Raw genomic sequence first — 13,583 nt, 5'->3', positions numbered from 1 at the left:
ACAAACAAGCACTCGCAGTGGCATTCGTAACCTATGCGAGTGCTTTATGCAAAACCTCTGGTTTGTCTTTTATGGAAACAATTGGCGATGCTGTAACTCGCTTTTCTTTCAGCGATCGCTGAAGTCATGAAGGGTTAGTTTGGCTGCCGACAAAAAAGGAGAATAATATGACTCGGCAGTTTATGCTGACACCAACGTCAATGGCGGTTGTATTAGCGTTATCAACGCCAAATGTCTTAGCTCAGGAAAATGAAAATATAGTTGTGATTGGACAGAAGCAAGACAGTGCAGTTGGCCCTGATTTTGGTTATCTTGGAGTGAAGAGTCGGGCAGCGACGAAAACTGATATTGCCATCAATGAAACCCCAAGAGCGGTATCTGTTGTTACGCGAGAACAAATGGATGATCGTGCATCTATTAGCATTTCTGACGCGCTACAGTACACACCAAGTATTCAAACTAATTATTTCGGCGAAGATAACAAGCAAGATTGGTTTATTATTCGTGGTTTTAAACAGGCGAACAGCGGGCTGTATCAAGATGGTACCCGTTTATATTCTTCTGGTTTCTATAGTTGGCAAATAGATCCGTTTGCGTTAGAAAGGGTTGAAGTGTTACGTGGTGCAGCGTCTGTTCTTTATGGGCAAAACCCTCCTGGTGGGGTTATCAATGTCGTCAGTAAGCGACCTCAATTTGATGGAGGCTCAGGGCTTGTATCTTTGGAGTACGGTTCTGAAGACCGTAAACAACTTTCTCTTGACGTAAACTCTGAGGTGAGTGAGCAGTTAGCTTTCCGCTTTCAAGGGTTAGCGAGAAAAAATGGGACGAGAATTAGTGGGGTAGAAGCAGAGCGCATTCTTCTCTCTCCATCAATGACGTACAAATTTAATGAGACGTCTGAAATTACCTTTCTAACGAGCTATCAAAAAGACGACTCAGATCCTTATCTGCAATTTTTGCCAGTTGAAGGAACGTTAATGCCAAGCAAAAATGGAAAGATCAGTGATAGTTTAGCGATAGGCAATCCCAACTGGGAGACGTTTGAGCGTGAGCAGGTGTCTTTAGGCTATGAGTTTTCTCATGCGTTTAATGATACCACTTCGTTTGTTCAAGCTGCTCGTTACAGTGAAATGGATGTTAAGTTGAGACAAATGTATTCGTACGTTTACTCGGCTGATGTACCTGGGTTGGGGCCGATTTTAGATCCATCAAATGAACGCAAGACCATACTTCGGGGCGCTTCAACAGAAGATGGATCATCCGATGCTTTTAATATTGATAATCGTTTGATGCGCCAAGTAAATTGGGGAAGCGTTGAGCATAACTTGATGTTGGGTTTAGATTTTCAAATGATCAGTATCGATGGTAAGGACTTTGCGAATGATCCTATCGTTGCTGATGGTAATGCGCTCTTAAACACACCAATGGGAGCTTTGCCTGACCCTAGGTTTAATGTATTTAATCCCACTTATTCGGATAATATAACGTTACTCGATCCGAATACGCTACAGCCATTGAGCGAAACCGATAAGCAAAGAACGAAAGTTGAGAACCGACAGCTCGGTGTCTATTTTCAAGATCATATGCTGATTAACGATAAATGGACAATGTTATTGGGTGCGCGTTACGACGATACAAGTAATGAAGTACATAATGTTACCACGGGTGCTCGCACGAAAGTCGATAATGGAGAGTGGACGTTTAGCGTGGGAACGGCTTATATTTCTGATTCTGGCTTCACGCCATATTTTAGTTACTCTCAGTACTTTGAGCCAATTATTCAAGAAGACAGCAATGGTAAGCCAGCGAAGCCGGAAAGCGGTGATCAATTTGAAATCGGTGTAAAATACCAACCGGATTCATTCGATGGCTATTTCAATATTGCAACGTATCGGGCAACAAAAGAAAACTTGGCTCGTATCTACTTGAGTGAATTGACGCAAATAGGAAAAATAGAAAATAACGGCGTTGAGTTTGAAGCTGTAGCCAATGTGACACCTTCTTTAACATTAATCGGAAACATAGCCTATGTTGATGCAGAGATAAAAGAAGACGTCAATAAGACATGGGTTGGCAAAACACCTTCTCAAGTCGCGAATACCGTATCATCAGCTTGGGCACATTATCGTTTCTTTGATGGACCTCTTGATGGCTTTGCTGTTGGCTTAGGTGCGCGCTATACAGGTGAGTCATACGGAGATAATGAAGAGAGACTAAAAGTACCAAGTTACTTTTTAATGGATGCGACGGTCAGCTATCGCATTGGAGATTACAAGCTACAAGTCGCAGCCAAAAATATCACTGATAAAGAGTACATAGCGACATGTGATGGTTTTTGTTGGTATGGCGATCGACAAAATATTATTGCCAGTTTAACTTACGATTGGTGATTTAACGGATAAATAAACACCCCTAGTGTAGGGGTGTTTATTTAGAAATCGGCTTTGCGGACAAAATGTGGGTTTTTGTACTTTTTCTGCGGACCAAACGATGATACGACGAGCTTGTTCCATAACGTTTTGTCAAACTCACCCTTTGGAATCGAAGGGTAGAGGGTTTCCTCTTCTTCTCTTGCAAAGTTCATGTACTGTTTCTTCTTAATTTGATTGTACTTTTTGGCGATCTGGTTATGTTTTCTTACCCACTCCAGTTTGTAATTGTGGAGCACTTTTTCACCTTCTTCCGCACTCATTCGAGATAGGAATAATCGCTTGTACGAGACCTTTCTGTCCAACATTGTGCGCATGACGGTTTGGATATATTTACCGTGGTGCGTGACAGTAATATCTTTTTCGTCAATAGGAGTGACGCACCAGCCTTTAGGTAAAAAGTCTGGTTTCTTAAATTGCTTATTACGCTCCATTAGCGCCTGATGTAAAACTAAATCAGAGGTGCCGCGGAACGTTTTTTGCCATTTACCGATACGAATTTGAATCGAACCAGGCAAGCGATAGATGTTAGTAAACTTATCTTTGTCCATGGACTTGTGTCATGAGATTAATATGCATTATTAGAAAGTGAAAACAGTCTAGTGCAAAGGGCGCCAGACTGAAGTACCGTACGATTTTACAACGACCTTGCGTGATATAGCGAGGGGTTATGTCAATAATAGGTAAGAAATAGAAAATTAGTTCACATTATGAAGAAATTGGAAGCTAATCAGGCTAACTTTTGAAGTTGGGCCGATTATGCCCATGCCTACCAAATAAAAAGAAGGCATGGGTATAAACATCACACCGCTTCTTCGAGTTGCTTGGTTTCTTCTTCAATCTGCTGTAAATGTCGGTTTGCTTGCTGTAACTGATACATTTGGGCATAACGACCATTTTGTTTCAACAGTGTTTTGTGTGTGCCTTTCTCTACTAACTCCCCATGATGAAGAACAATGATTTGGTCCGCATCCAAAATAGTTGAAAGTCGATGAGCGATAACGACTAGTGTCATGTCTTGTCTGAGTACTGCCAAGCTCTTTTGTATTAAAGCTTCTGTTCCTGAGTCAATATTGGCCGTTGCTTCATCTAATATCAATATTTTAGGTTTTACCACAAGCACACGTGCTAACGCTAAGAGCTGTTTTTGTCCAGCAGATAGATTGGTTTCACCTTGACCTAACTGCGTGTCTAGCCCATTAGGATAACGGTGAATTTGCTCTGCCAAACCTACCTTGTCTAACGCATCCCATATTTGAGTATCGTCAACCGCTCGACTAAGAGAGATGTTTTCTCTGACTGAAGCAGGGAGAATGTGCGGATCTTGCTGAACCATTGCCACATCTTTACGAAGGACGTCTTTCCCTAGTGTTTTAAGTGGACGACTATCGATGAGCAGTTCACCACATTGCGTTGGATAAAAGCCCATTAACAGTGACGCTAATGTGCTTTTACCGCTTCCTGTATGCCCGACAAGCGCGATAAAGTCTTGGTGGTTGGCCTTCAACGAAATGTCTTTTAGGACGTCCTGTTTACCATCGTAGCTAAATGTGAGGTCTTTAAGTTCGATAGCACCTGACCTTAATGGTTGATGATCGTCCCCGTAAGTTTGTTCTTTCGCATCAATCAATTCAAAAACACGTTCGCTTGATACTAACGCTTGCTGAAGTAGAGCAAGTTGCTGAGTCATTTCAATTAATGGCTCAGTAACGCGTGCAAGATAACTGATAAACGCATACAGTACCCCCACACCAATCAACTCAATACCGTTAAAGCCAAAGATCGCAACCAAGCAAAGTAACGCGAGGCCAGCGAGCAAGTCCATCAATGGTCTTAGCAGATAGCCGTTTAGCCGAATCACTCGTTTAGATGCCACCAAATGCTCTGCGGTTAGCTCGTTGAACTGTTTATTAAAACGCTCTTCTTGTTGCATTAATTGAATGACACTCATCCCTTGAATGGATTCACTCAGATTCGCATTTATGTCAGTCAATAGGTCGCGCATCCTTCGGTAGCTTTCTGTACTTAGCTGCTTAAACAAGTACATAAAGCCGATGACGATCGGTAGCAATACAAGCACAACAAGTGTGAGTTTCCAGCTCATGAAAAACATAACGCCAAGCATCACCAAAATCATGACCACGTTTTTCACCACGGTCGCGATCAAGAGCTCATAAAATTGCTGTAGAGATTCCGTATCGTTGGTGATTCGCGATACCAATTTTCCAGCAGGAGTGTAATCAAACGCAGATAACGGCTGCTTAATCACGCCAGAAAATACTTGCTTACGAATCGCTTTGATCGTGTTAGCCGCGACAATGCTAAATTGCAATGACTGAAAATACTGGAATGTTGCCGATACGATCTGAAGAGCGATATAACCTACTGCTAGCGAAATCAGAATATTTTGTGAATAGTCACCTTTAGCGATGTGCTCATCAATGAAATATTGAATTAACCAAGGGCCGCCGGCGCTGGCTAACGCTGCAATAAACAGCAAGGCGAGTCCTTTAATCATTGGCTTTGGTTGAGATAATGGGTAAGACATTAACCGTTTAAACGTACTGGTCTGCTTCATTCATTATTCCTCCATCGCCTGTTCTAGTTTTTGGTACTCGAACATTTCGGCGTACCAGCCTTTATGCGCTAATAAAGCGCTATGTTGCCCACGTTCAGTAATGTGTCCGTGATTCAATACAATGATCTCGTCTGCTGCTTCCAATGCGGTGAGGCGGTGCGCAATAACGATTAGGGATTGATCACGGTAGTGCGTTTCCAAATTCTTAAGGATTTGATGTTCGGTTCGGCCATCAACAGCCGAAAGCGCATCATCCAATACCAAGACTTGTGCATTTAGTAACATAGCGCGTGCTATCGCAATTCGTTGTTTTTGTCCTCCAGAGAGAGTAATGCCTTTCTCGCCAACTTCAGTTTGATAGCCTTCAGGAAACTTCTCTATATCATCATGAATACAGGCTAACTTTGCTGCTCTGTAGACTTCTTCCTTTCCCGCGTTAGGGTTGCCTAAGGCAATATTGTCAAAGATAGATTTTGAAAATAGAAACGGGCTTTGATTAACCACGGCAAAGCGGTTGCGCCACTGAGGAAGTAGGGCATCTTTAATCTCAACATCCCCGAATGTAATTGAACCGTTTGTTAGGTCGTGCTGACGCAAAAGCAGCGTTAGCAGGGTTGATTTTCCGCTTCCGACAGGGCCAGCTACTCCCAACATTTTACCGGGTTCAAGTTCGATTTTTATTTCGGCCAAGGCTGGTGGTAAATCACTGGACCAGTGGAAAGCATCGATATCAATTTTTAATGGCAGTGGTTTATCTTCTAATGGTTTATTACCACTGACAATTTCTGGTGTTTCATCAAAGATCTCTTGTAGGCGATTCCATGCTGCGGAGCCTCTCTCTAAAATATTAAATAAGAAAGCGAAGGCCAGCATAGGCCATATCATCAACCCTAAATACATCGTAAAGGCTGTTAGATCACCAAGCGTGATCTCTCCCTTATCGACAAGGTAAGCACCGGCAGAAACACTGAGAAGGAAAGAGAGGCCGATGGTGAGTTGGATAGCTGGATCAAATCTCGCGTCGACTCTAGCGACGGCGATATTTTTCTGACCGGTATCATCGACTACATCTTCAAAGCGCTGTTGTTCTTGATTCTCTAACCCAAAAGCTCGCAACATTCGCACGCCGTTAAGTGACTCTTGCGTCATGTCTGACATGGTAGAAAAGGCTTCCTGAGCAATGCGGAAACGTTGATGCAGTATACGGACAATAAAAAAGATGATGATTGCAAGAAACGGCATTGGAAGAAGTGCCATAACGGTGAGCTTCCAGCTAACTTGCGTTACCATGATGATTAAAACTGCAATACCCGTGATCAAGGAATCGGCTGCCGTTAAAACCCCTTCGCCGGCTGTCATTACGATGTTACGTACATCATTAGTACCACGCGCCATCAGATCACCGGTCTTATAACGTTCGAAAAATCGGGGTGGTTGTGTCGATAAGTGCCTATAGAGACGATTACGTAGAATGGTTCCGAGTTCCCAGCTTGCGCCGAAAAGCCAAATTCGCCATAAGATACGGCATCCATAAATGGCAAAGATCAGTGCAGTGAGTCCCAAGAGCCACAGAATCAGCGTATTTGTATCTAACGTGTTATCTACGACCCCATCAACGATGATACCGACCGCTTTAGGAGGAACAAGTTGTAGAGTTGATATCACAGCGAAAAGCAAAATCGATCCGACATAATGCTTCCACTTTTGTTGGAAATACCAACGTAACTGCCAGAATATTCTCATCACGCCTCCCGCCTTAAATTATTGAATTTGTTATAGAACTATTATTGAGCGAAATGATGAGTTTACAAGCACAAATTATTGGCGGTCGGAAAAACGATAGATTGTTTCGATTACGGGCGTGTGCGGTCGCGAATTACTTGTTTTCTCGCTGCAAGCTAACTATGAAACAACATTATGTGAAATAGTTGTTAATAATGGGTTTTGGGGCCAGTATTCTGCTAAAAGCGATGAAAGCACCAAAAGTGCAACTGTTACTTTCACTCACTAGGGGAACTAGCAGTCGTCAGTTTGTATTTTGTAGCTGACTTGGCCACCTGGAGTTTCTGGGTAGTAAACTTCGACATAACACATATGGTCTGGACCAACAGGTTTGTTTGCAAAGCCGATAAGGAAATAGGGTTCGTCCGGGCTGTCTACCCCGTACCAAGTATTGATAGTGAGTTGAGGGTCGAAACCTGCCAGCTCTTTTGCGGGAATGACATTCTTAATAAATCCAAAGTAACCAATTAGGTCGTTATTGCCGTCATTATCTAGATCAATGTTATATTGTTTGTCGCCATCTACCGTCTCTTGAGATTGAATAACGGCTTTGGTGTACACAAAGTTGTTTGCAGTCATGAGCGCTTCCCTCGCGCCATATAGAACCGCCACTCGAGCATCTTTTTGCAGACCAAGAAATTTAGGAAGGGCAATAACACTAACGACACCAAGGATAATGATGCACACGATGAGTTCAATGAGGGTAAATCCTTGAGAGCGATGCACTGCCGTTTCTCCATGAGTCATGAATAGTTTGGCGGCTATTTTGATATAAAAATGCGCAGGTCAAGTATTAAAAAAGGATGGGAAGGAGTGACCAAGCTTGCAGATCTTAAATATAAAACAAGTTGCTTATTTGTTGCATGCTGGTGGGAGGCGGCTATCGAATAAGGGAAGAGAGTTAAATTCGGGAGGATAAAATACCTCCCGAAATGATCAATTAAGACTCGTTTGCGACGGCTTGACCGCTGCGCTTAAATACAAATCGCCAAATGAATAAGACAACGGCAATATAGGTTAGACCAACACCTAACGCTTGCCAGTGCATGCCGTTATACATTGCGATTGGCATAAGCGAGATGATGAAAATGTCCGTAATTGAGCCTGGAACATAAGCGATAGCATAGTCATCTAACACTTTACTGCGCATTTTGGGGTCGACAATGCGTAATAACGCGATACCCATAGCGACTGTACCTGTTAACCATCCCCAAGAGAAAATGCCTTTCTCAAACCAGTCATCTCCCATGATGCGAGGTGCAACCCAAAAGATAAGCCATAGCGTGAACGCGATACCACCAATTGCGAGCACTACCATTGGCATTAAATACTGCGCTAGAACCGTGATCTTAATCGCTGAGATACCAAAGATGATCAGGTAATCCGTACTAATACCCGCTGCGTGTTTGAATGCGCCGTCACATAGGTAATGAGATGCCTTGGTTTGCTTAGCGATGATTCGAACTAACATACCGCCCAGAAAGCCAGTAACGAAAGTCGGAATTTGTACCTTATCGTGGAAAGAAGATAAGTAGTTGGCTGCTACATAAGAGAAAGCGGTTACCACTACAACCAGCGCCGCGTGAATCGCGAAAGAATCGACTGACAATGATGACATCGTATCTTTCATCACAGGTTCTTGATCGTCAGGTTTCACTAAGCCTTTGCGTTCGTGTTCGTCCATGCTGTCGAATGTCGTAAAGCTACGAATCCAGCCCATTTTCAACGCAAACTGAAGCATTAACATGCCCACTGAGATTGAAATAAAGATCCCAACCGTGGCGAACGTTAAACCAAGTGTAAAACCATCTTCCCAGCCAAGGCCTGTGAAGATTTCACCGACTACAGATGCTGAACCATGACCGCCCATGAATCCCGCGGACATGGTTACGCCAAACCCAGGATTAATCTCAGGCCAAAAGAAGGTGGTAAGTACTAAACCAAACATTGCTGCAAACAGCCATTGCGACACGGATGCAATTTGGTTAAACGCCCACAATGAGCCTGCTCGTTGAGCAACCACTTTTGGTGACGGGACATCTGTTGCTAAACCCAACGCAGAAAAAAGTGCAGCAGTTAAGAGGCTTGCGTTTGCGGTAAAGGTATCTGTCCAAGGTAATACGTTAAGCAGAGCTGGGCCAAAAATAAGACCAAATAACCCAGCCAATACAGCAGATGGAATGTACATGCGTTGTAGTAAAGGCATATGTACACGAATTACTTTTGCTGCAATTAATAGTAAGCCAGCGATGGCTAAGTCAGTCAGCATTAGACCTTTTGGCATTTCTTGTCCTCCAGTAAATGCGTTCAAGGGGCTCATCCTTTTAACCAGCCTTGATGTAATAAATAACTTCCAGCACAAAACCACGAAAATAGTCACTCATGTGACATCGCGTCATGGTTGTTCTAGTCAGCACTCTATTGCGCTGTCGAATTTGTATTAACGGATCTGTTGATCCTTAAATCTATAAAGTGAGTGCAATTGTTGTGAGTGCTCACGAAGTGTTGAGAAATTTGAATAAATTCCTCGATCAAGTTTCTGATAGTTCACTCAGGAAGGGCGTGTATCCTAGTCAGTTTGTCAGCGCAATGCAATTGAGCGTCATCAATATTTAGTGCCTAAAAACTGGGCACTTGTAATTAAATATTTGATAAATAAAAATATTGAACAAGAAAAATAATTTGTCGATATGATAACTTTTTGTGATTTGAAGGGGGATTTTGCCACTTTAAGGAGGGATTTTTTGGAGGAATCGAGAAAGTAGTAATATCAGTAAGAGCTAAAGTAGAGTGATTCGTGCAAATATCATGCGTTATAGGGGGGCCGGAATTTCGCCCCCAGAGCTACAAAGTGCTTGTTTAAATTCGGTTGTCACCAGTACTAAACGCGATAATTTGACTGATTTCGGTCAAGCTTCTTCCACTTTCTTGCTGCCACTGAATAAAGGCTTTATTAGCAGAGTCCAAGGACTTTTTCGTGTCTTTGCCGCCTTCAATGATCTTGCAGTTGCGTAAATAAGCTTCGACATCGTTAGACAGAATAAAAGTGTCCACGCCCATTTGGCGTAAAGTGTAAGGGCCTGTATTTCCACCCAGACGACTACCATGCTTCTTCAAGTAGCCCCATAGATCCGTGATCTTTTCCCGAGGCCATTCAGCAATCATGTTACTGAACGAGCCATATTCGATTCTTGCTTCATTGATCATGCGAGCGTTGGCCGGAATCGACATGACTTTAGTGAGGTGGCGAATGATGCGTTTGTCGGTCGCTTTGGTTTCCCATTGCTCATCAGACAGCATCAATAGCGGCTCGATTTTAAAGCCGAAAAATACCTCTTCGAAGTTCGGCCACTTGTTGCGAACCACACTCCAAGAAATTCCACTTTGGAATACTTTCATCGAAAACGCCGCTAGCCAACGGTCATCAGGAATTGCGGCCAGTTCTTCTTTGCTTAGTGGGTGAGACAAAAGCGCTTCAAGTTGATCTTCACCACCTTTACGCTCGGCAGCGCGCTGATAAATCGCGTCAAATTTTTCGATACTCATAAAAGAAGTTAGTCCTAGTTTATGTCGATATTTGCGAAACATACTACGCTTAAGTGGCTGAATCGTAAATTGATGGAGTGTCACAAATGAAGAAGGTCACATTAACGTTTGTCGGGGAAGGTTCGGAGCGTATCGCGGATAAATTTTATACTTGGCTGGCCGATGGCGGATTAGAAGACAGCTTAATTGAGACTCTATCGGACAGAGAAGTGTCGGTGGTCGGTATTAGCGATATGGATAACGAAACGCGCGATGTAGTGATTACGACAGAAATGAATTAGCGCGTTGTACACGATCAAAACCAAAAGAATGCGATACAACAAAGCCCTTCGTCGGAAGGGCTTTGTACGTCTAACTCGTCTTCTTGTGTAGAGTGGAATTAATGATGAACTAGCGTTAAACCGCTTGGTAAAGCATCACCGAAGACGCGTTTTGATTCGCTTTCTGAAAGCTCTTTCACTTCTTTAACTAGTGATACCCAAGATTCGGGCACTTTACTTTGTTTCAGCTTCGTTAGAACTTGCTCTCGGTAATCGTCAGAAATATCAAACAGGCGGTCACCTGTCTTACGACAAATCATTACGGCTGCGAAAGCGATCATTGGCTCTTTCTGCCAGTTCTGCTCTAACAGCTTAGGCAACCACTGTTCTGCTTGTTCACGAGGAATGACGTTGTGCTGGCTGCCATAAAGTGGTGTGCGAGAAGCCAAACGTCCCATCGCCCACCAGTGCGCTTGTTCAAACTGGTTTTGGTTGATCGCTCTACTCAAGAACCACGTTGCCAAAAGAACTTTATCTTCCACTTCTAGATGCTCTAGAGAGGCTGAAAGACGCACCATGGATTCGTAACCCATGTCTTGTGCCGCTTTGGCGGATTGTGGGTTTTTCATCGCGCCGGGATGCAGATATTTTGCGATGTCTGCCAAAATGGTTTCTTGTTGTTCTTGGCTTAGACCGCCCGCGATACGTCGCCAGAATACCCACCAGTCTGTCCAGCCTTGATGGTTTTTGAACTGAATATTTTGTTGATACAGTCCCCAAACTTGCTCAATACGCCAAGAGTCTGTTGGATCGCCAAAGCCCGGACGCAGTGCAAAGCCCGCCAAACGAAGCCAGTTTTTCTCGTGCTGTTCAGAACGACGGCGACGTTTACGACCTTGTGCAAAGGTATCAAACAGTTGACGTAGGGTAGTAAAATCCCATTCATCGCGCTTGCCAAGTTTCTTCTCAAGATCTTTGGCTAAGGTTTTGATCTCTTTGCTTTCTGCGCTTTTCTTGTTACCGCTGTATAGGCGAGCGATCAGCTCCTTACATTCGTTCAGTTTAGGGTGAAGCTTAACTTGCTCGCTGTCATCGGTTTGCTTGTTACGGACTTCAAATTCGAGTTCCCAACGTTTGTTGTCGTCTTCTGCGCTGACACACTCCATCTTAAGAGTGCCAACTTCTGTTAGTTGACAAGCCAATTGCACTTCGACACGTTCTTTCTGGTTGGCTTGCAGTTCGGCACCTTCACCTTCAAGGGTGGTGATATAAGGCGGCAGAGGAGCAAACAAGTCTGGGTCAACATCAACCATCACGCCATTTTGAATGGCGGTGTTATTGGTTAACGTATCGTGGGTAGAAGTCAGCAGGTTAAAGCGGACTGGCTCTCCAAGAGTGAGCGAGAAACGACGACCGCTTAAACGGATCTCATGGCCTTCTTCTGTTCCTTTTGCAAGCAAACAGAGCGCTTTGCCCATTTTGTTCTTTTCTTGAAGATGCAAGAAGTAAGAACGCGCTGCACCGCCACCAATTTTAAGCTGCGCACCACGACGTGCTTTACCAAACGCAACAGCACCCAGTGCAACAGACCAATCTGGATGTGGGTTATCTAATACCGTAACTGGTGCGCCGCGCCAGTCAGAAAGTAGGGCGGTGACACGTTCAGTCACCAGATCACTGTTAAACACGCCTCCGTTCAACAACACGCCAACTGGAATCGCGTTTTGTTTATCGTCTTCAATGCCAAGAGCGGCACGAGACACTTGCTGGTGCTGAGTTAAGAACTCGGCAACGTGCTTGCTCACCGCTGGGTCAGCAACGTATGGAAGACCAAACTCGACAACGGCGCTGCGGCGTTTGTCTGGTACTTCACTGAAATCAGAAAGCGGGAAGAAGCCATCTAATGCGATTTGGTGCACTTCTTGTTTGCTTAGAGCAATACTCTTTGTGCCCCCAAGTAGCTTAGAGCCGCTACCTAACATGGTGATCTTCACTTCGTCAGGTGCGCTCGCTGAAAGCAGGTTCTCTTTCGCTTTACGTGTTTGCTGAATTAGCTTTGTTAGGCTTGCTGCAGTGAGCTTCTTACTTTGATTGAAGCGGCTTTCTGCAAGGTGTGCTAATGCTAAGTCGAGGTTATCACCACCCAGCATCAAGTGTTCGCCAACGCCAATACGATCAAGGGCTAGCTCATCTTGAGAAGAGAAACTTGCTTCAATCAAGCTCAAGTCGGTGGTACCACCGCCCACATCGCACACAAGAATCAGCGGTAACTCTTTGAGTTCATCAGCTGCGGTTTTCTGATGGCGTGCGTACCAGTCGTAACATACGGCTTGTGGCTCTTCGAGCAGGACGATTTTCTTTAAACCTGCCAACTCAGCGGCTTCAAGCGTGAGCTTACGAGCGGTTTCATCGAACGATGCTGGAACGGTCACAACCACATCTTGGTCTTCTAGCTTGTTGCTAGGATGACGGTAGTTCCATGCTTGACGAATGTGGTTGAGGTAGCTTGCGCTGGCAATGACGGGTGAAACTTTATCCACGTCTTGCGCACCAGCCCAAGGAAGAATGTCTGAGCTACGATCCACTGCTTGGTGCGATAGCCAGCTTTTTGCACTGGATACCTGACGTCCTTCCACCTTCGCGCCTAATTCACGAGCCCATTCACCAACGATGACATTGTTAATGTCGCCAGCAACAGGTTCGTTGTCCCAAGGAAGAGTGAGGTCAGAAGAGGAGATTTGACCTACAGCTGGATGATAGCGGAAAGAGGGCAGAAGTGGTTTACGAACGACTTCGCCCGGACCAATCAGTTGGTCGATGTCAAATAGGGATACTTCGGATTGTTCAAGGTTGTCGGTGATTTCACAGTAGGCCACCACAGTGTTTGTGGTGCCGAGGTCAATACCAACAAGGAAACGAGGAGATGCCATACAAACCAAACCTTCGTGTATTTAAAAACGGCACCCGATTGGATGCCGTTTGACTTCT

At 44.3% G+C, this 13,583-nt stretch carries 9 protein-coding genes; 2 read left to right on the top strand and 7 right to left on the bottom strand.

Annotated elements, in window-relative coordinates; genetic code table 11:
* Positions 1–167: 167 nt before the first annotated feature.
* The gene (locus L3V27_RS09510) at positions 168–2,390 is read left to right on the top strand and encodes a TonB-dependent siderophore receptor (RefSeq protein ID WP_237311701.1); all 2,223 of its coding nucleotides are present in this window, start codon (positions 168–170) and stop codon (positions 2,388–2,390) included.
* Between the two features lie 41 nt (positions 2,391–2,431).
* On the opposite strand, the gene L3V27_RS09505 is transcribed toward L3V27_RS09510, so the two are convergent.
* The 6 genes from L3V27_RS09505 to L3V27_RS09480 form a co-directional block, all read right to left on the bottom strand.
* Entirely contained in the window at positions 2,432–2,980 is a 549-nt protein-coding gene (locus L3V27_RS09505; protein WP_005394187.1) for a hypothetical protein, read from the bottom strand.
* A gap of 251 nt (positions 2,981–3,231) precedes the next feature.
* Positions 3,232–5,007, bottom strand: a complete 1,776-nt coding sequence (locus L3V27_RS09500) for an ABC transporter transmembrane domain-containing protein (RefSeq protein WP_237311700.1) — start codon at positions 5,005–5,007, stop codon at positions 3,232–3,234.
* 3 nt (positions 5,008–5,010) lie between these two features.
* Positions 5,011–6,750, bottom strand: a complete 1,740-nt coding sequence (locus L3V27_RS09495; RefSeq protein ID WP_237311699.1) for an ABC transporter transmembrane domain-containing protein — start codon at positions 6,748–6,750, stop codon at positions 5,011–5,013.
* 273 nt (positions 6,751–7,023) lie between these two features.
* Positions 7,024–7,515, bottom strand: coding sequence for a type II secretion system protein (locus tag L3V27_RS09490; RefSeq protein WP_101911898.1), 492 nt, complete (start codon positions 7,513–7,515; stop codon positions 7,024–7,026).
* A gap of 214 nt (positions 7,516–7,729) precedes the next feature.
* Positions 7,730–9,073: a sodium:glutamate symporter gene (locus L3V27_RS09485; protein ID WP_047008748.1), complete on the bottom strand. Its 1,344-nt coding sequence runs from the start codon at positions 9,071–9,073 to the stop codon at positions 7,730–7,732.
* A 575-nt stretch (positions 9,074–9,648) separates the two neighbouring features.
* Complete coding sequence (locus L3V27_RS09480) at positions 9,649–10,335, bottom strand: DNA-3-methyladenine glycosylase I (RefSeq protein ID WP_237311698.1); 687 nt, start codon at positions 10,333–10,335, stop codon at positions 9,649–9,651.
* Between the two features lie 86 nt (positions 10,336–10,421).
* Here L3V27_RS09480 and L3V27_RS09475 point away from each other — a divergent pair, with 86 nt between their 5' ends.
* Entirely contained in the window at positions 10,422–10,616 is a 195-nt protein-coding gene (locus L3V27_RS09475) for a hypothetical protein (protein WP_005394200.1), read from the top strand.
* Positions 10,617–10,714: 98 nt separating this feature from the next.
* On the opposite strand, the gene L3V27_RS09470 is transcribed toward L3V27_RS09475, so the two are convergent.
* Complete coding sequence (locus L3V27_RS09470) at positions 10,715–13,525, bottom strand: Hsp70 family protein (protein ID WP_237311697.1); 2,811 nt, start codon at positions 13,523–13,525, stop codon at positions 10,715–10,717.
* Positions 13,526–13,583 lie beyond the last annotated feature (58 nt).

This window comes from Vibrio sp. J2-3(2022), assembly GCF_021725735.1.
Taxonomy (GTDB): Bacteria; Pseudomonadota; Gammaproteobacteria; order Enterobacterales; family Vibrionaceae; genus Vibrio; species Vibrio diabolicus.
The sequence above is the reverse complement of the archived record's forward strand: the minus strand, read 5'-3'. Positions and strand labels throughout refer to the sequence as shown.

What these genes read in the sequence shown, in the direction of transcription:
- L3V27_RS09510 (WP_237311701.1), top strand. Translation starts at nt 168, where the DNA reads ATGACTCGGCAGTTTATGCTGACACCAACGTCAATGGCGGTTGTATTA.
- L3V27_RS09505 (WP_005394187.1), bottom strand. Translation starts at nt 2,980, where the DNA reads ATGGACAAAGATAAGTTTACTAACATCTATCGCTTGCCTGGTTCGATT.
- L3V27_RS09500 (WP_237311700.1), bottom strand. Translation starts at nt 5,007, where the DNA reads ATGAAGCAGACCAGTACGTTTAAACGGTTAATGTCTTACCCATTATCT.
- L3V27_RS09495 (WP_237311699.1), bottom strand. Translation starts at nt 6,750, where the DNA reads ATGAGAATATTCTGGCAGTTACGTTGGTATTTCCAACAAAAGTGGAAG.
- L3V27_RS09485 (WP_047008748.1), bottom strand. Translation starts at nt 9,073, where the DNA reads ATGCCAAAAGGTCTAATGCTGACTGACTTAGCCATCGCTGGCTTACTA.
- L3V27_RS09480 (WP_237311698.1), bottom strand. Translation starts at nt 10,335, where the DNA reads ATGAGTATCGAAAAATTTGACGCGATTTATCAGCGCGCTGCCGAGCGT.
- L3V27_RS09475 (WP_005394200.1), top strand. Translation starts at nt 10,422, where the DNA reads ATGAAGAAGGTCACATTAACGTTTGTCGGGGAAGGTTCGGAGCGTATC.
- L3V27_RS09470 (WP_237311697.1), bottom strand. Translation starts at nt 13,525, where the DNA reads ATGGCATCTCCTCGTTTCCTTGTTGGTATTGACCTCGGCACCACAAAC.